Origin of the sequence: Paraburkholderia sp. EG304 (genome assembly GCF_046543485.1) — a bacterium.
Taxonomy (GTDB): domain Bacteria; phylum Pseudomonadota; class Gammaproteobacteria; order Burkholderiales; family Burkholderiaceae; genus Paraburkholderia; species Paraburkholderia youngii.
Genome location: NZ_JBKGUA010000068.1, coordinates 1 through 18,671 on the forward strand (window position 1 = coordinate 1; position 18,671 = coordinate 18,671).

Below are 18,671 nucleotides of genomic sequence, written 5' to 3' on the forward strand. Positions count from 1 at the left end.
CTCCGTGCTGGAAATCGCCGGGTGTCGCCCTCGTGCACACCATGCGGCTCTGGCAGCAATGCTAACCCGCGTCTGGTTTCTCACGGCGGGCCAGCCACCACATCACGGAAAGTCATACTGCCTAAACCGCTCGCGCGGTAGGGCTACGGTCAGACGCCGGTGGTCAGGGAGAGGCCGGCATCGCGGTTCCGTATGTTGGCGAATGAGGCAATCCGCCTCGTTCTCCAGCAGGAGCCCCATCATGACCTCCTCGCAGTCAAACGTCAGTCCGCTACGCCAGCGCATGATCGACGACATGCGCATGCGCCAGCTTGCCCCCAAGGACGCAGGACATCTATCTGCACATCGTGCGTGAGTTCGCCCGGTTTCTCGGGCGCTCACCTGACACGGCCACCGTCGAGGACCTGCGGCGCTACCAGCTCCATCTGGTCGACCACGGCACATCGGCCGTGTCGCTGAACCACGCGATCACCGGCCTGAAGTTCTTCTTCACCGTCACGCTCGACCGGCCCGAGCTGATGGTCAGGATGCAACCGGTACGCGTGCCCCGCGTATTGCCCGTCGTGCTCAGCCCCGATGAAGTGCGGCGGCTCATCGCGGCCGCCGGCAACCTGAAGCACCAGACCGCGCTGTCGGTCGCGTATGGCGCGGGGCTACGCGCCAGCGAAGTGGTCGCGCTGAAGGTCTCCGACGTCGACAGCGAACGCATGACATTGCGTATCGAGCAGGGCAAGGGCCGCCGTGACCGCTACGCCATGCTCTCACCGGTGCTGCTCGAGCGTCTGCGTGTGTGGTGGCGCGTGGCCCGTGCGCAGGGCAAGATGCCCGAGGGCGGCTGGCTGTTTCCCGGGCTCGATCCGCTCGATCAGCTGAGCACGCGGCAACTGAATCGCGCGATTCACGCCGCCGCCGAGGCCGCGCACATCGACAAGCGTGTGTTCATGCACACGCTGCGCCACAGCTTCGCGACACACCTGCTCGAACAGAAGGTGGACATCCGCGTGATCCAGGTGCTGCTCGGCCATGCGAAGCTCGAGAACACTGCGCTCTACGTCCAGGTGGCCACCGACCTGCTGCACGAGGTCACCAGTCCGCTGGACCGTCTGCCTCCCGGGTAGGCCCGCGCTGTAGCACCTCATGCTGGAGGTTGCGGACATCTTCCGCAGCCACGGTCCAGCGTGGCGAGCCACGGCACACCTGAGCCTGGGGCAGCTGAAGGTCATGTCGGCCATCGAACGGTGCCGCACGGCGGCACTGGGCGGACATGTGCTGCGCTGTTCAGGCTGCGCAAGGACAGAGGCGTCCTTCAACTCATGCAGGGACCGGCATTGCCCGAAGTGCCAGGCCAGCGCCGCACATCGCTGGCTGGAGGCACGCCAGGCCGACCTGCTACCCGTCGAATACTTCCACGTCGTCTTCGCGCTGCCCGCGCCCATCAGTGCGATCGCCTGGTACAACAAACGGATCATCTACGGCCTGCTGCTCGACATCGCCGCCGACACGCTGCGCACGATCGCCGCCGATCCCCGGCACCTCGGCGCCCGGATCGGGGCCACGCTCGTACTGCACACCTGGGGCTCCGCACTCACACATCATCCACACGTGCACGGCATCGTCCCCGGCGCCGGACTCTCGCCCGATGGCGAGCGCTGGATCGCCTGCCGGCCCGGCTTCTTCCTGCCTGTGCGCCGGCCCGTCTTCATCTGTCGTCACTGCGGTGCACCGATGATCGTCATCGACATCCTCGCGCGCAGCGCGCCGATCCGCGCACCGCCGCGGTGCCGGGGTCAGACATGAGCACCACGGTTCCCCGATATCAGAACCGACCGTCGGCTTTGCGGCAACGCGGCCCACGAGCGGACGTTTGCGCCTGGCACTCCGCGAAGCGCCTCCGACGTCCGCTTCACCATCGCGATCCCACGACAGTATCACTTCGCTACCGCGTCAGCGCCCGCCCAGCATCCCGCCCGGCCACACCACATCCGACACTGCTGGGCATCCTGACCTATCAATCGCCATAGCGGCGAGTTCCGACCACATCGGAGCACTCCGCGGTTTCCTCCATCGGGCTTATTCGACGCCTGCCGACACGCGCAGAGGCATTCACATTCCTGCGGCCGATGGCAGGCATCGAATAAACCTAAACGAGCCTAGAACTTTCTGCAGCCGGACATGCTCTTCCTGAGAGCCAGATAAAGGAACTGCGCTTCGAGAACTTCCTTTGACGCTGATTGCAGTGTCGTAACAGCTTGCTGACAATGATGCAGGCGTGCTGTTACGCAGATGTCTCAAAGCGCGGATCACGTTGCGGCCCACAGGTCGGCTTGCGGTCGTCACCCGACACATCGCGACTGCGGCCCGTTCACGATGGGCGCGCGCTCCATGGATCGGCCGGCAAACTCCGCCTGCGCAATGCCTTGCCGGACGCTGCCACAAACGCTCCCCGATGCCTCATTGATGCAGAATCGGCGCAAAGGCCACAACGACACGACCTGAATGCGATGGACGACCCAGAATCGCTTTCCCTGGCACTGCCCGACGGCACTAAGGTCTCTGCGCTCCTCCGAGTGCCGGAGGATGCGCGAGCCCTGTATGTTTTCGCGCACGGTGCCGGGGCGGGCATGCAGCACGCCGGCATGTCGACTTTGGCCGACGCGCTTGCGGCGGCCAAATGTCGCCACATTGCGCTATCAGTTTCCGTACATGGAGCGGGGCTCCAGGCGGGTGGACTCGCCGGCCGTGGCACATGCTGCCGTGCGGGCAGCCGTCGCAGAGGCCCGCCGGCGGCTGCCAGCCCTGCCGCTCTTCGCCGGCGGCAGGTCGTACGGCGGCCGCATGACGTCCCAGGCCCAGGCCATCTCCCCACTCGACGGCGTGCGTGGCCTCGCTTTCGTCGCGTTCCCGCTGCACCGGCGGGCGCGCCCGGCGTGGAGCGGGAACGGCACCTGGCGGATGTCACCTGCAGGGTAGGCGCGACAAGCTGGCCGAGTTTCACCTCCTGAAGTCGGTCGTCGAGACGCTGGGGTCACCTCATCGCTATGCAGGTAGATCGACGTCGTCGAGACGGAAGCGTGCCGCAGATTGTCCCGCACGGTCGTAAGTTCCGCACCGCGTCCGAGCGCATGCGTCGCGTGGGTATGGCGCATCCAGTGCGGACTCGCGCGACGCAGCTTCTCCGCCAGCGGCGGATGATCGGCTTCGATAGCCTGCGCGGCGAGCAGGAAGAAGCGCCGGAGCAGGCCCCACAGGCGCGCGCTGCTGATTGCCGCACCGCTGTCGGCCTCGAGGCTGCCGATGACCGGCGTTTCCGGCCGCCAGCGCACCGGCGCGATCGGCAACTCGCGTCCGGCGAGATACTGTGCGAGCGCGTCCCACGCGAGCGGCGGCAGCGCGACGCGTGCCAGCTTCTTGCCTTTGCCGGTGACACGTAGCCAGTGATCGCCGCGTGCATCGGTCTCAACGTGCCCGAGCGTGGCGCCGACCAGTTCGCTCGCGCGCAGCCCCGTCGCGTAACCGAAGTCGAGCAGGAAGCGTAACCGCTGCGCGGCCGGCGCCGACCAGCCATGCGACCACTCGAGTCCATCGGCGATCGTGCGCACGAGCGACCATTCGCCTTCGCTGAACGAGTGTGATGTATCGAGTACGTTAGCGCTGCTGGCCTCCCTTGCCTTCACGCCAGCGAATGGATTGGCGAGCACGTAGCGCTGCTCGATCAGCCAGCGGAACAGCGCGCCCAGAATCGACAGCGCATGCGCGACCGAGCGGGCCGACAGATTGCCGTTGAACGGGCGCCAGTCGGGTGACGTTCGCGGACGCACCGGTCCAACCCAGCCCGAGCGGCGACGGGTGGCGCAGGAACGCGCGATAGGCGATCGCGTCTTCCGTCGTGAGTGAGGACAGCGCGCGGCCGCGCTCGACAATCGCCCACAGGATCAGGCGCTCGGCTTCCTTGCGGTAGGTGCGCTGCGTGGCGGGGGATTCGTGTAATGCAAGCCAGGTGTGCACCGCTTCGTAGTCATTGTCGGCGTCGAGCGCGCAGGTGGCTTTGGGCGCGCGGAAGGTCCCTTGGGAACCATCGACTTCATGCGGCACCTGCAGCGATTCCCATGGCACGCGTTCGCCCTGGCGGCTCGCGATGATCAGCGCCCGCGCCTTTTCCGTGAGGGCAGGCCACGCCGCGAAGAATGCCTCGATCGCGCGGGCGCTGGCTGCGCCGAGACCGGGTACCGCTTTCCACCACTGGCGGCGACGCGGCACGCCCTTGTGACAAGAAAGATTATCTTGATAGTGCGGTTATGCGAAGCGATTTCCAGAGGAAGGGCGCATAGGAAAGTTGGGGCTAGATTGCAAGGAAAGTTGTTGCTGGACTCGTAACTTCCTACCGTGTGCCCGCTTTCCCTGCGTACACGCCAGAGCAGGTCACACCGTTCGGGCAACATGATCGATTTTGCTGTAAGGCTGCCCACACATTAGAAGTTTTGTTGAAGAGTGTCAGTACATTTTGTGGTTCCCAACTTGAAAGCTGCCTTTTCGGATGAGGAGAAGATTAAGCCAGAAGCTGCGAAGCAGTGTGTGCCTCAGGCGCCTGCCTGTGGTTCGACTCGCCCGGGGAGTCATCCCCCATGGCCGGGAATGGGTGACATTTCCGCATTTCCGCTGCCATTTTCGGACCGATCGAACACCGGCCAATAGAGATAAATAGATAGGTAATATTCAAGGCAAAATTTCGCGGATCCGGGGCTCGTGTGTCCTTGACGCTGACGCTTGCCGCAAATTCTGGGATACAATACGATAATGAATACAATGACAGTCCCGGGCCGAGTAGCTTCCGGCAAACTTCTGGAACTGGTCGGCGGTGACTTCCCGGCTCAGGTGGCGGCAGAGACCCGCAAACTGATCAACCGTGGAGTGCTTGCGCCCGGCTTCCAACTGCGACAATCTGATCTTGCCGAGCGCTTCGGCATTAGCCGGGTGCCCGTGCGCGAGGCGCTGAAACTGCTGGCCGCTGAAGGCATTATTGAACACGATCCGAATCGAGGGTTCTTTGTTGCCCAACTGTCGACCGACGAGGCACGGCAGCTATATCGGATGCGGCAATTGCTTGAAGCTGAATTGCTGATGACCATCGAGTGGCCGACGCCCGCGCAGATCAAGCAACTGAAGGCGATGCTCACCGAGCTTGAGCATTCGCTCAAGATGGGTAATCGCGAGGACTGGATCGAGCAACACCGCGCATTCCACGACACGATTTTCGATCTGTCACCGAACAAGGTGCTTAAGCGCGAAGTGCTGCGATTGATGCGATTGACCGATCGCTATCGTGCATTGGCCGCAGATATCTCAGCGAACCCTGAACACCGCAGTGCGAATATCGAGGCGCGGTTGGTGAAGGCCTTGCAGAGTAAGGATAAAGACTTGCTGCTCGCGACTTACGAAAAGGGGCGACCAATAGTGTTGAACGGCTTGATGGCGGTGCTTGCGGCCAGAGAGGCCTGATCAACGGAAGGGGCACCCACGGTGCCCCAGACTGCTGACAAAGTGCCCCGAAAGCCTGGCCACGCTCCAGGCTTGGTCGTTTAACGTAGACCGAAGCGCCCCTCGTCGACGCGCTAGAAGCTTTCCGCAGAGAACGTGACTGTTAACTGTTTGCGAAGCTCGCGGCCCAGGTTACATCGTTTGCAAACTTCATAGACGTCTACTGGGCCAAAGCCGCGGATGCGAGGCGGTGCTGGTACATCGATCCGCTGGCGCACTATCCGGTCCTGGACGCCAATGCGTTCGAAGTCCTCGTAAAAAAGCTTCTGGACGCACCCAACCCCTACGTATGCCGATGTGCACGCACCGGTCCACATCGTGTCCGGCGCCTAGGACTGTCTAGTTGACGCGCGCGCCGAGTCGCAAGCGTGGGAGGAGCAGCTCGATTGTGCGAGCAACCAGATTATTGAAGCCGGCCATTTTATTCATCTGGAGCAGTCGCCGTCGATCCGGTGGCCACGCAACTGGGCGCGCGCCAAGCTCATCGTCGAAGAAGGTTCGCTCACGCGACGACAGGTTGTGGTGCAAATTTCGCGCACGAGCGAAGAACCGTGGATTCAACATTGCATCATCGTGCTAAAAGGACTGCATTTCAAACAGCAGGCGCAGTGGTATCTTTGAGGCGCAACCGTGCGAGGTTGAACTGACCTTTGCGAATGCGATGCATCAACTCGACGCCCGATATCGTAACGGCCGCATTCCCGAAAAGTTTGAAGCCAAGCATTGCATTGACCCTGGACTTGATGTTGCGATGATCCTGCTCGATCAAATTGTTCAAATACTTCGACGATCGCAACGTCGTGTCCGCAGGGAGAAACTGGTCCGCCTTCATTTCGCGCACCGCGCGGTGAGACGCAGCGTAACCGTCCAGCGTGATCGTCTTCGGAGCGAACCCCTGAGCCCTGATCGCTTTCGCGAAGAAAGCCTTTGCCGCCGCGACATCGCGTTTGGCGCTGAGCCGGAAGTCGACCGTCTTTCCTGCGCGGTCAACTGCACGGTAAAGATAGCCCCATTTGCCACGGACTTTCACGTACGTCTCGTCAACTCTCCATGAGCGTCCCGCAGATTTCGCGAACCGATCCCAGCGCTTGACGAACTCCGGCGTGAAGCGTTTGACCCAGCGCATGATCGTCGTGTGCGCCAGCGACAGCCCACGCTTGGCCATTATTTCAACGAGGTCGCGGAAACTGAGCTTATAACGCAGATACCAACGCACACACAGGATGATAACTTCGCGGTCAAAGTGGCGCCGTTGAATAGCCTGTCGATGTCTATCCACATAGCCTGCTCGCGCGGGTCAAAACTCGAGCTTAACCTACCGGGCTCCTCTGATTTGCACCGGAGCCGTCAGATTTAGCTGCGCGCCAACAGGCTGGAAAAAATCGAGAGCTACCCCAAGGAAAGACGTATGACGGCGGATGCCTCCTGCAAGCTGCTCAACAGGCGAGCGTTCAAACCGGTATCAAAACGCTGAACACTGCCTACGAGTGCCAGCGCAGCTACGCAATCACCTTCGGCATTGAAAATTGGAACAGCCACTGCGCCGAGCCCGGATTCCAACTCGCCTTGCGAACGATAAAAGCCATCCTTGCGGATTTTCGTCAGCACGCTCAAAAACTCCTGCCAAGTATCTCCCATGCCATTGAGGCCGATCTCCTTGGCGTGGGTTGCGTAAATCTTCTTGAGCGAGTTGCGCGGCAGGTGCGCAAGCAGAACTTTTGGGGAAGCAGCAAGGAATAAGGGGCGGGGCCGCCCGCGCCCATAAGAAAGGTGAAGATTTTCTTCCGCGCTGACGCGATGGACGTCGATGACCTGCGGCCCGGCAAACATGACACTGAGTGCCGCGTCAAACTTGGTGCTGGCCGCCAGCTTGCGCATGACCGGATCGGCCGCGAACAACACCGGGTCGGTTTGTCGCAACAGATAGTCCAGCGCGATGATGCGCCCGCCGAGGGAGTAGCGCCCCGCCGCGACTTTTTGCAATAACCCCGCCTCGACCAATTCCTTCACATAGCGGTAACCCGTGGGGCGGGAATAGCCCAAAACATCGTTGATTTTGTCCGGTTGCCAGATCGGATTTTCCTCGGTGAATAGATCGAGAATGGCAAGAACCCGGCCGGGGCTGCTCATATAAGATTTAGGTATTGAAGTTCAAAGTGAACATGATAGCGGCCTGTGGCCACCTCGTTATACACATCTCGGTTCATGCGGCCTCACTCCGAAGCGCACGTAGCGTTTCGGCGGATATGATAACGCGCTGCAAGCCCTCCCAGATCGTTTTTGCACCAGGCTCGCCGTCGCCCTTGCGCGCAAGGAAGCCGCCGAGTTGTGCCGCGAGACGTAGAACTTCGTTCAGTTTTGGCTTGCCCTTGGGCATTCGCTTTTTCATCAACAGGTAGGTGCCGTGAATCTCGTCCGGACCGAAGAACAGTGCAGCATCCAGGTCTGGGCACATCCTGCCCATGCGCATCAGGTAAGCGATGCGCCATGCCACGATCATGAATAGCGCCAGCGCCTTCTCGATGCGTTCAACAGCGCCCAACTGCAAGTCTTCCACGCAGCAGCCGTTCTTCAGGACATGGAAGTAGATTTCGATCTCCCACCTGGCCCGGTACCACTCGATAAGCTCCACCAGCTCGTCGCTGCCAGCAGGAAGGCGATTGGTCAGCAGGCGCCACTCGACCGGCTTGACGCCCTTGGGCGCATTACCCCGCGTTTACAAGCCCTTTGGGACTTGTGTGTAATGGAATGCCTTGGGCGGGGCGACCTCCGTCGCGATCACGCACGTCACCGCAAGTCCGCATTTCAACGTCACGCGTTTCATGCGCAACGACTGCTTCACCGTGCGAGCCTTCTGCCCCGCACGGGCCGCTATGACGAACTGAATCTCGCCCACGGCCCGGGTCCGTCCGACCTTCTGCCAAAGCCTGTCGCCGCCCTCCAGGCTGCGGTTGTCTGTCGAGCGAATCAGCCAGACCGCTGGCGTCCCAAGCTCATCGGCGCGCTGCATCAGCGCCGCGATATCTGCTTCCCGGTCGGCCACGTACACCAATCGTGTGCCCGGCAGCTCCGCCGCTCGTTCGGCGATCCGTTGGTATCCTTCGATCCAGCGCGTGCTTTCCTTGATACCACCGCGCTTGCCGTCGGCATCCTTGGGCTCGCGCGCCCACATCCAGGCATCCAGCACGCCCAAATCCCACCCGATCCGGGCTGACCGCATAAGTCGGATGAAGGTACATGCCCCGCCGGGCCTCGTATTCAACGGACCCAAGCCACTGATGTCCTGACCGTTGAAATCCAGTTCCATTGTGTCCTGGATGTACAGCACGACAGCATGCTCGCCGTCGGCTTCTCTGCAAACCGCGTCAGCAATGTCTTTGCCCGTTCGTTGCGCCTCGCGTCGCCCGGATCCACGCCTTCCAACTCCCTATATGCCCAGCTATCCGTTTCTCTCGCCATCTGGTGCCGCCACAAAAGGCAAGAGTAAACGCCGATTTGCTTCCGTTTACAACCCCCAGACCCGGCCTCACATCGCCCGCCATCCCTTGTCCATCAAGGCCTGGCGGACTTCTGTATAACTAGGTGGCCTGTGGCTGGTGCATCGCCCTGCCGTGATTGCGAGACCAGCGAACACTATTCGCGATGAATGGTGCTTGATAGGCCGACTGACATCTCATTTCACACCCATGCGCTGCGCCATCTCCGCACGCCAAACCGACCGCGGTCTGAAACCCGGCAGCGTGCGGGCATGCAATTCCAGGCGCTGCATCAGCGTGCTTCTATCCTTTAGGTCGATCGCCACGCGCATGGGTTGTGAAACGTACCAAGGCAAATCGAAATAGAGCTCCAGCCGATTGCCTTCTGGGTCGGGCACATAGATGGAAAGCGCATTGCCGTGTGTCACCGGCGTGATATTGGGCAGCTTCTCGGCCAGCAGAGTCTCGTGCATCTCGCACAGCGTATCCAAGCTGTCTGTTTTGAGCGAAATCTGGTTGATGGGATTGAAGGGCATATCGTTGGGGCGCCCCGTCAGAAGCACGATCTGGTGGTGCTCGTCCGGGTCTCGACTCATAAACACGAGGTCCGTCATTCCGTTCGGCCCGGGCAACTGGCCTCGGTCCGTCACGGTGAAATCAAGCAGGCGGGTGTAGAAGTCTGTGACCTTCGCAATGTCGGTCACGAACATGCCGAAGTGACTGAACTTGAAGCCGGACTGCTTCGGGGTTTCCAGTGACATAGGGTTTCTCCTTGGATTGACAGTGATCCATGGTATCAGTTTCAATCTTAACTAATGAGATTTTACAACTTATCCGAGGGGATGATTCGATGAATCAGGCGAGCTTCGAGTGGCGCAGCATGTGCCCAGTGCCATTTGCAGCCAGCATCGCGAGCGCGATCGACGGCTACGGCTGCCGGCCGTACCCGGTAGCCTTCGCAGTTGTGTTCCCCGGGCTGTTCTTTCCTAAGGGGCGACCGTCTGGTCTGGCGGCCGGACTGGCACAGTTCTTTGGATCGCCGTGATGGCGATCCTCGCTCCAGCGCCCTGCGCCTGTTCTCCGTGTGCACCAGCGAGACGCTCCCGTCGAGCATGCGCTGTGAAAGATCGGCCGTAATCAACCAGATCTCACGGTCGCAAGTCGCCTTGCTGACCCATTCGGCGACGAGGCCTTCCGCGGCCACTCGCCAGTGTTTGCGAAGTCAATCGGTACAGCAACGAGAAAGAGGCATGCGCCTGTGCCTCCTGTTCAGCAATGAAAAACCTTTCTGCCATGCCCCTAACCACTACTACCATTGAAACTCCAGGTGTTGACGACGTCTATTGGCGCGAGGAATACGCGCAGATCGGCGAGGACGATGCCTTTCTCGCGGAAATCGTGGCGCAAGCCGACCTGCCCTCGCTTCTCACTGCGCTTGCCGCCGTCACCGGAGACTTGTCGATGCTCCGTCCGCACCTGCGCGCGCCATTTCCTCTTGTTGATACGGTTGCGCCTGCCCATGGAGGCATGAGCGAAGCCGCGCAAATCGAAGCCCGCGCACTGGCCCTGGTTGCACTCAAGCGCGTGCGCGACGAGAGCTTGACTCGGCCACGTCCTCTTGACGATGCCGAGACACGCATCCTGATCGATTTCCTCACGAACGGTGCCGGAGATGCCGATGCTGAGCTCCTCACCCACGAGATGGATCTCGCCCCGAAAAAGCTCGGTGCGCCTGGTTGGAAATTCGACAATGTGGCGGGTGATCGCCAGTTCGCTGTCGCGGTCATCGGCACCGGCATGTCGGGCATTGCCGCCATGTATCGGCTCAAGCAGGCAGGCGTGCCATTCACGGCCTTCGAGAAGAACCCCGACGTTGGCGGCGTGTGGTGGGCGAACACCTACCCGGGCGTGCGGCTCGACACACCGACGTTCGGGTACAGCTTTTCATTTGCTCAGCGCACGGACTGGCCGCATGCGTTCGCGACAGGTGGTGAAATTGAAGACTACGCTCGCGAGGTCGTTGCGCGTGCCGGGCTTCGCGAGCACATCCGCTTCGGCACCGAGGTTCTCTCAGCCACCTGGGACGAGGCATCCGGCACTTGGGACGTGGTGAGTCGCACAGGCAATGACGAGCCGGAGCATCGCCGTTTCAATGCCGTGATTTCGGCGGTGGGTCAGCTCGAGCGGCCCAATATTCCTCAGATCGAAGGGCAGAACGAATTCAGGGGCGTGCGCATGCACTCGGCCCGATGGAACCACGATGTTGACCTCCACGGCAAGCGCGTCGCGGTCATCGGCACTGGGGCAAGCGCATACCAGATCGTTCCGAACATCGTTGATCGGGTCAAGCACCTTACCGTTTTCCAGCGATCCAGCCCTTGGATGGTTCCTGCCCCGAACTACTATGCCGACACTCCCAAGGCGCTGCGGTGGCTGAGTGACCATGTTCCATGCTATGGGCAATGGTTCCGGCTCTCGGGTTTCTTCCAGGCAGCGACCGGACGTCTGCATACCGCCGTCACCGACCCCGGTTGGACTCGAGAGGATTCGGTATCGGCAAAGAACCTGGAGGTGCGCGAAACGCTGACCGAGATCATTCGCGAACAGTGGAAGAGCCGACCCGAACTCATCGACAAAATTGTGCCGACGTACCCGCCCGGCGGCAAGCGAATGCTGCGTGACAACGGCGTCTGGGCTGCCGCGTTGCAGCGGCCAAATTCCGCGCTTGTCACCAGTCCCATCGTCCGCTTCACGGAAACTGGCGTCGTGACCGAAGACGGGGTGGAGCATCCGGTTGACGTCGTCGTTTATGCGACCGGATTCACCGCTGCCGAGTTCCTCGATCCCATGGAGATTCGCGGTGTCTCAGGGCGGACGATCAAGGAGCAGTGGCAGGGCGACTCGAAGGCGTGGGCTGGCATCGCCGTGCCGGACTTCCCCAACTTCTATATGGTGATGGGGCCGAACACGAACTACGTCGTGCACGGCAGCCAGCACTTCATGATGGAATGTGCCGCGGAGTTCGCCGTCGAGGCGATCCATCAAACTCTTGCACGAGGCATCAACGGCTTCGAGGTAAAGCCTGAGGTTCTTGATTCTTTCGTCGAGCGCGTCGATGCCGAGAATAAGCGCCGCGCCTGGGGCCGTCCGCAGATACGCACCTGGTACAAGAACCGCTTCGGCCGGGTCTCTCAGGTATGGCCCTTCAGCCACCGCGAGTACTGGCAACTCACCCATGACGTGGACTTTGACCACGACTTCATCTCGCATTGAGGCAATGGGCCTTCGGACCGTAAGAAGAATATGGCGTTAGATAGTGCTTCGCAGGCATTGCTGCGATCGTGGGCCGCTGCCGCAGGGGCGAATGCAACCCCGTTATGGAAACTCGATGCCGCGCAAGCACGGGCAGCCGCTAGGCGCAGGGCGGTTCCGCATGACCCGGGACCAGAGATGGCGCGCGCCGAGGATGTCGCGATTCCGGTGCGCGATGGTTCCTCAATTGCCGCTCGGCTGCTGGTGCCTATCCCGCGACCACGGGGCTTGCTGGTGTACGTGCATGGCGGTGGCTGGGTATTGGGCGAATTGCCGGGATTTGAGGCCATCGGACGCAAGCTTGCTGCGCGCACGGGCGCGGCAGTTCTGCTGGTGGGCTACCGCCTCGCGCCTGATCATCCGTTTCCAATTCCGCTGCAAGACACATGGGACGCGCTGAAATGGGCGAGCAAGCATAAGGTGGAGATTGCCGGGGACGATGTCCCGCTGGTCATCGCCGGGGACAGCGCTGGCGGCAATCTGGCGGCTGTCGTCGCTCGCTGGGCGCGGGAGCGGAACAGCCCGAAGCTGGCGGCCCAAGTGCTGGTGTATCCCGTCACCGACGCGGACTTCACGCGCGCCTCGTACCAGGAGCCCGAGAACCAGACCTTCCTTCCGACGCCATCCATGACCTGGTTCTGGGATCAATACGTGGCCGATTCATCTGTACGCATGCATCCCGATGCATCTCCGCTGCGTGCCAAGGACTTGTCGGGCTTGCCTGCGGCATTCGTGGTGACAGGGCAGCACGACATCCTGCGTGATGAAGGACAGGCCTACGCCGCCGCAATGGCTGATGCTGGCGTGGAAGTGGAGCAGCATGAAATGGCAGGCCAGATGCACGGATTTTTCACCATGACAGGCATCCTGCCGGCCAGCGATCAGGTGCTGGAAAGAATAGGCGCCTTTCTTGATCGCAAATTGCTCGCATGAAGTCGCGCCATCCAACAGGCTGCCGAGCTACTCTTTCAAGACGGGTCGTCTACAGGCACTTGATCGAGCGGCGGCCCTACTTGTTCGGCGCTGCCTGCGCAATCACGCCCGTGCATTGGCGCGCGATGATGAACGCTCAGGCGTCACGGCGCTTGTCCGTGACCAGCGTGTGCGGCGCGCGTCATCGTTGGATACCTCGCGCTCGCCATGGCCATCGGCAATGGTGACCGTACTGATGGCGATCTGTGCATCTTCTGAGATCTTGTCTTGCGACTCTCGTGGGATCAACTTCCAGCGCCTGTCAGGTACCACCCGCCGACCGAAACGAAGTGCTTCGCCAGCTTGCCTCGGGATTGTTGAGGCTTGCATTCGAATCCCGCATGGCTTGACGATCGAACATAAATCTCGAATAATGAGATATATTAACTTTTATTGAAGGGCATGAAATGAAACTGGTGAGCTTCGAACGGCAAGGCCGTGTAGGTTTTGGTGCGGTGATCGATGCAGGCATCGTGGACTTGGGTCAGGCGTTCAACGGGCGGTATGTCAGCCTGAAGGATTTGCTGGCTGCAGATGCCGTGGGTGAGGCTGCCGAGCTGGTATCGGGGCGCCAGGCAGATTTCCAGATGTCGGACGTGACGCTGCTGCCGGTGATTCCCGACCCCGGCAAGATCTGGTGCTGCGGTCTGAACTACCACGAGCACGTTCAGGAAACCAACCGCGAAGTCACTGAACAGCCGACCTTCTTCTTGCGCGTGGCAAGTTCACAAGTCGGTCATGAGCAGGCCATCGTGCGGCCCAGGGAATCGACGCAGCTCGACTTTGAGGCGGAAATCGCCGTTGTCATCGGCAAGGGCGGGCGTCGCATCGCCCCAGCAGATGCGGCCCAGCACATCGCGGGTTATGCCTGCTACAACGATGGCAGCGTGCGCGACTGGCAGCGCCATACCTCGCAGTGGATTCCGGGCAAGAACTTTTGGCGCACCGGCGGATTTGGCCCCTGGATGGTGACCGCAGACGAAATTCCGTTTGACACGCGCCTGAAGATGGTGACGCGCCTTAATGGACAAGAGATGCAGAACACCACCACCGACATGATGATTCACAGCATCGCCAAGCAGATTGCTTACGTGTCCACCATTGCACCGCTTGAAGCGGGCGACGTCATCGTCACAGGTACGCCGGGTGGCGTCGGTGCACGACGCCACCCGCCAGTCTGGATGAAGGCGGGCGACGTGGTGGAGATTGATGTGGAGCGCATCGGCGTGCTGCGCAATCCGATTGCTGACGAGCAGTGATCCGGCTCCGTACGAATTGAGCATCAGCCTTGGCTTCTTTCATGTTCAGGATCATTCACAGACCGGCATGAAGACCCTATACCCATGCATGGTGGGCTGCGTGCCCATCGCATGGCTTCCTGTCCTGAACAGAGCTCAGAACTAGGCGTCCCAAGGTCGCGCAGACCTGATCTGCAGGAGCCCGAATCAACTGAATGGCTTCCAAAAAAGGACGAGGTGATCCGGGGCATCGCCATCAGGTAAACCAGAGCACAGCTCTATCGAAAGAAGAATTTATGCACGACGTTGCGATCATCGGTCTCGGCCCCACGGGGGTAACGCTGGCAACCCTGCTCGCACAGCAAGGCCTTCGGGTGCTGGCGATCGACCGCGAAGCGGGCATCTATCCCCTGCCGCGTGCAGTGCATTTCGATGGTGAGTGCATGCGTGTGTTCCAGAGCATCGGCGTTGCTGATGCCTTGAAATCCCAGGTGCGTCCATCGCCGGGCATGAAGTTCATTGACTCCGACGGGCGGCTGCTGATTGATTGGTCGCGCGACTTGGAAGTCGGGCCCATGGGCTGGTATGCCAGCTACCGTTGTCACCAGCCCTGGCTGGAACAAACGCTGCGGCAAAAACTGGCCGAGCACGCCGGTGCGCACATTCGCGTGAAGCACGAGATGCTCGATTGCACGGTTGCGTCAGACGGCGTTGATCTACGCATCAAGGATCTTTCCACCGGCAAAGCGTTGCAAGAGAAAGCACGCTACGTCGTCGGTTGCGATGGGGCGCGATCCATCATACGTGGACTCACCGGAGCGCGCATGGACGATTTGCAGCAACACGAACAATGGATCGTGGTGGACGTGGTTCTGAATCATGAGCGCCCCGATTTGGGCGACTACAGCATCCAGTATTGCGATCCATCGCGCCCGGGAACTTACGTGCGCGGCGTCGGCATGCGCCGGCGCTGGGAGCTGATGCTGATGCCGGGCGACGATCCAGCGATCATTACACAGCCTGAATCCATCTGGAAACTGCTGTCACGATGGGTCACGCCACAAGAGGCTACGCTGGAGCGCCCGGCGCTCTATACCTTTCGCGCTGTTGTCGCGCGCGGGTGGCGAAAAGGCCGCCTGCTGCTGGCGGGCGATGCTGCGCATCTGACGCCGCCGTTCATGGGGCAAGGCATGTGTGCGGGTATCCGCGATGCTTCCAACCTCGCATGGAAGTTGGCGGCAGTGATTCGCGGCGAGGCAGATGAAGACTTGTTGAACACTTATGAATCCGAGCGCGAGCCGCATGTGCGTGAATTCATCTCAACAGCGGTGCGCCTGGGGCACATCATCCAAACTACCGACCCGGATGTCGTGCGGCGGCGCGACAAGGAATTTGCACAGCCTGAATTGTTTTCGACTCCGCAACCGTCGCTCGGCCCTGGCGCTCATGTGGGAGGCTCCCTTGGCGGACGCATGATCCCGCAGGCGGTTCGCGCCGACGGATCGCGCACGGACGATGACACGGGCTACGCCTATTCGTTGTTTGTATCTCCCGTCGCGCTAGGTGCAGCGAAGGCCCTGATCAAGGACCGTGTGCCCATCGTCGCGGTCACCGAGCCTTCGCTGACGAATTGGATGGAGGCGTCGGGCATCGTTGCCGCGTTGGTACGCCCCGACCGCTATGTCGCGGCGGTCGCTGCGACAGACCGCGAGCTGGAGCAATTGCTGCAGGCACGCGGCACAGATTCCCCAATCTGTGCATGAGCGCCGGCGGCAAGGGCCCCACAAACACTTGAGCAACATTGCGCAGCGCAACCTGCGCAAGTGTTGAAGCGGGAGTGAAGCGTAGCAGTTGGGACGTCGAAATGATCGGTGTTGCGTCAGACCGAGCGGGTTTCCCCGCCGTCGGCGCGCAGGTTCTGCCCGGTGATGTACGCGGACTCGTCACTCGCGAGAAAGCGTACGACCCGGGCCAATTCGGCGGTACTTTGAGCGCGGCGCAAGGGGATCTTGCTGGTCCATTCGGGCGGCACTGCAGCGGGATCGTCCTTTGTAAATCCGGGGAGCACGTTGTTCATGCGGATGCCTTGCGGCCCGTACTCATCGGCATAGAGCTTGGTGAACGAACCCAGCGCGGCGCGCAGCGTTGTCGAGATAGGGAACATCCGGTTGGGTTCGAAAGCCCCGGCTGTGGAGATGTTGACGATCGCGCCACCGCCCGACGCAAGAAGGTGCGGGGTAGCGATGCGAGCCATGCGAACGACGCTCAACAAGTACAGATCCACACCGTGCAGCCAGTCGTCATCGCTGATGTCGAGCAGCGTCCCGCGTGCGGCGTGGCCACTGTTGTTGACCACCGCGTCAATGCGACCGAACTTTTCGATTGCGAGATCAACTGTCGCGCGCAGGTCCGCGATGTTGGTGTTGGAGCCATCAACGCCAGCACCGCCCAGTGACTCGGCGAGCATGCGACCGCGGCCGGACGGTGACAGGGCCACGACACGCCAGCCGCAGGCCGCAAGCTCACGCACGCAGGCTGCACCAATGCCGGAACCTCCTGCGACAACAATGCCTACCTTTTGCTTTTCCGTGCCTCGTGGGCTATCTCCAATCTCGGCCATGCGCTGACTCCTTCAAGTGTGTGGTGCTAACTGCGGCTCCGGGAATACGCTAATGCCGGAAATGACTTTTTTCTCAACTGTTGAGATATACTTGCAGAACCAATTATACAAAAGAGACGGCGTTTTATGAAAATTTCCGATCACATCGCAGATTCGCCCATGACCAGATTGCAACTGCGCGTCGTCTTGGTGTCGATCGTGCTCGTCGTGCTCGATGGTTACGACTTGACACTGGCGGCATTCGCTGCGCCGTTCATTGAGCGGGGCTTTGGCGTTTCAAAGACGCAGTTGGGGATGGTGCTGTCGGGCGCCCTCATCGGGATGTTGATCGGCTCGATCGTCGTCGCACCCATTGCCGACCGAATGGGGCGCCGCCTGACGGGTGTGCTCGCGACGTGCGTGATCGGGATCGGGATGTTGATTGGCCCGTTCGCTTCAGTCGACCGTGGAATCATGCTGTTGGTCATTAGCCGCATCATCACCGGCGTCGGCATTGGTGCCCTTGTCGCTGTGGTCGGCGTGATCCTGTCTGAATACACCGCCAAGCGCGTCTATTCGCTGGTGATGGCGATCTACGCGGCCGCGATCAATATCGGCGGATTGCTCGGCGCCATGCTTGTCGGGCCGATGCTGGCCACCCATGGGTGGCAATTCGGCTGGTGGGTCGGGTTCGTCCTCAGCGTGCTGGCCGCGTTAGGGACCTACTTTTTGCTGCCGGAGTCGCTCGCCTGGTTGGCCGAGGGGCGTCGTCACGACGCGCTGCTGCAACTGAACAGGATCCTCGCGAAGATGCGGCAGCCCACGCTGACCGCGTTGCCGGAGTCTGCGAATCCCGATGTCAAGGTGACCGGAGCGTTGCGCACCATTGCCAGCGCCCCGTTGCTCTGGCAGACGGTGCTGATGATCGTGTCCTACGTTGCCTACATGGTGAGCTTCTACTTCCTGACGACCTGGGCGCCCACCACGGTGGCCAATATGAACCACAAGCCGTTGCTGGCTCCCCAGCTCGTTGTTGCATTCAGCTTGGGTGGTATCGCCGGGAGCCTCGTCTTCGGCTTCATCGGCAACCGCATCAACTTGCGCATCCTGACGCCCATTTTTCTGGTGATTGCCACGGCGGCCATGTCGTACTTCGGCATCGCCGGCCCGGCGATGCCCGGTGCGATGTGGACGGTGTTCATCGCGTCGTTCTTCGTCTGTGCCGGAACGGCGGGTTTTTACGGGATCGTTCCGCTCCTGTATCCAACGTTGGCCCGCTCAACGGGCTACGGGGTGGTCATCGGCATGGGTCGCTTTGGCGGCATCGCGGCGCCCATCCTTGGCGGTATGAGCTTCGATGGTGGCATGAACATGGCTACGGCCTTCACACTGTTTTCACTTCCGATGTTGATCGCAGCCATCGGCATTTTGGTACTGCACGTTGGGCTTAAGCGCTCGGCATCACGTGAGCGCACAACCTTGGCTGCGAGATCTGGTGGCAAGCAGGCCGACCGCGGTAAGCAAGCCTACTAACAAGAG

11 protein-coding genes and 4 pseudogenes are annotated in these 18,671 nt (G+C 61.0%); 9 read left to right on the forward strand and 6 right to left on the reverse strand.

Translation table 11 applies throughout. From position 1 onward, the window contains the following. The first annotated feature begins 241 nt into the window (after positions 1–241). The 3 genes and pseudogenes from ACLFKU_RS38005 to ACLFKU_RS38015 all read left to right on the forward strand — a co-directional run bounded on the left by ACLFKU_RS38005 (position 242) and on the right by ACLFKU_RS38015 (position 2,970). Positions 242–1,118: pseudogene (locus tag ACLFKU_RS38005) on the forward strand (site-specific integrase). Positions 1,119–1,137: 19 nt separating this feature from the next. After that, a pseudogene (locus tag ACLFKU_RS38010) lies at positions 1,138–1,689 on the forward strand (transposase zinc-binding domain-containing protein); the annotation flags it as partial. A 903-nt stretch (positions 1,690–2,592) separates the two neighbouring features. Next, positions 2,593–2,970: an alpha/beta family hydrolase gene (locus ACLFKU_RS38015; protein ID WP_410852632.1), complete on the forward strand. Its 378-nt coding sequence runs from the start codon at positions 2,593–2,595 to the stop codon at positions 2,968–2,970. Between the two features lie 47 nt (positions 2,971–3,017). Here ACLFKU_RS38015 and ACLFKU_RS38020 read toward each other — a convergent pair. After that, positions 3,018–4,257: pseudogene (locus ACLFKU_RS38020) on the reverse strand (tyrosine-type recombinase/integrase); the annotation flags it as partial. A 537-nt stretch (positions 4,258–4,794) separates the two neighbouring features. Here ACLFKU_RS38020 and ACLFKU_RS38025 point away from each other — a divergent pair. Next, complete coding sequence (locus ACLFKU_RS38025; RefSeq protein ID WP_410852616.1) at positions 4,795–5,496, forward strand: GntR family transcriptional regulator; 702 nt, start codon at positions 4,795–4,797, stop codon at positions 5,494–5,496. 631 nt (positions 5,497–6,127) lie between these two features. Here ACLFKU_RS38025 and ACLFKU_RS38030 read toward each other — a convergent pair. The 4 genes and pseudogenes from ACLFKU_RS38030 to ACLFKU_RS38045 all read right to left on the reverse strand — a co-directional run bounded on the left by ACLFKU_RS38030 (position 6,128) and on the right by ACLFKU_RS38045 (position 9,772). Beyond that, on the reverse strand, positions 6,128–6,814 hold the full coding sequence (locus tag ACLFKU_RS38030) for an IS6 family transposase (RefSeq protein WP_410852617.1): 687 nt from the start codon (positions 6,812–6,814) through the stop codon (positions 6,128–6,130). 110 nt (positions 6,815–6,924) lie between these two features. Next, complete coding sequence (locus tag ACLFKU_RS38035) at positions 6,925–7,665, reverse strand: IclR family transcriptional regulator (RefSeq protein WP_013093504.1); 741 nt, start codon at positions 7,663–7,665, stop codon at positions 6,925–6,927. A 73-nt stretch (positions 7,666–7,738) separates the two neighbouring features. After that, a pseudogene (locus ACLFKU_RS38040) lies at positions 7,739–8,994 on the reverse strand (IS4 family transposase). A 214-nt stretch (positions 8,995–9,208) separates the two neighbouring features. After that, positions 9,209–9,772 carry a VOC family protein gene (locus ACLFKU_RS38045; RefSeq protein WP_410852618.1) on the reverse strand — a complete coding sequence of 188 codons (564 nt, stop codon included), beginning with the start codon at positions 9,770–9,772 and terminating at the stop codon, positions 9,209–9,211. 514 nt (positions 9,773–10,286) lie between these two features. Here ACLFKU_RS38045 and ACLFKU_RS38050 point away from each other — a divergent pair. The 4 genes from ACLFKU_RS38050 to ACLFKU_RS38065 all read left to right on the forward strand — a co-directional run bounded on the left by ACLFKU_RS38050 (position 10,287) and on the right by ACLFKU_RS38065 (position 16,296). Next, entirely contained in the window at positions 10,287–12,284 is a 1,998-nt protein-coding gene (locus tag ACLFKU_RS38050; protein ID WP_410852619.1) for a flavin-containing monooxygenase, read from the forward strand. Positions 12,285–12,461: 177 nt separating this feature from the next. Continuing rightward, positions 12,462–13,256 carry an alpha/beta hydrolase gene (locus ACLFKU_RS38055; protein WP_410852620.1) on the forward strand — a complete coding sequence of 265 codons (795 nt, stop codon included), beginning with the start codon at positions 12,462–12,464 and terminating at the stop codon, positions 13,254–13,256. A gap of 446 nt (positions 13,257–13,702) precedes the next feature. Further along, the gene (locus ACLFKU_RS38060; RefSeq protein WP_176136942.1) at positions 13,703–14,554 is read left to right on the forward strand and encodes a fumarylacetoacetate hydrolase family protein; all 852 of its coding nucleotides are present in this window, start codon (positions 13,703–13,705) and stop codon (positions 14,552–14,554) included. Positions 14,555–14,829: 275 nt separating this feature from the next. Then, on the forward strand, positions 14,830–16,296 hold the full coding sequence (locus ACLFKU_RS38065) for a bifunctional 3-(3-hydroxy-phenyl)propionate/3-hydroxycinnamic acid hydroxylase (RefSeq protein WP_410852633.1): 1,467 nt from the start codon (positions 14,830–14,832) through the stop codon (positions 16,294–16,296). Between the two features lie 116 nt (positions 16,297–16,412). Here the strand turns inward: ACLFKU_RS38065 and ACLFKU_RS38070 are convergent, their stop codons facing one another. Beyond that, positions 16,413–17,153, reverse strand: coding sequence for an SDR family oxidoreductase (locus ACLFKU_RS38070; RefSeq protein ID WP_410852621.1), 741 nt, complete (start codon positions 17,151–17,153; stop codon positions 16,413–16,415). Between the two features lie 126 nt (positions 17,154–17,279). On the opposite strand from ACLFKU_RS38070, the gene ACLFKU_RS38075 reads away from it, so the two are divergent. After that, positions 17,280–18,665, forward strand: a complete 1,386-nt coding sequence (locus ACLFKU_RS38075; protein ID WP_410852622.1) for an MFS transporter — start codon at positions 17,280–17,282, stop codon at positions 18,663–18,665. Positions 18,666–18,671 lie beyond the last annotated feature (6 nt).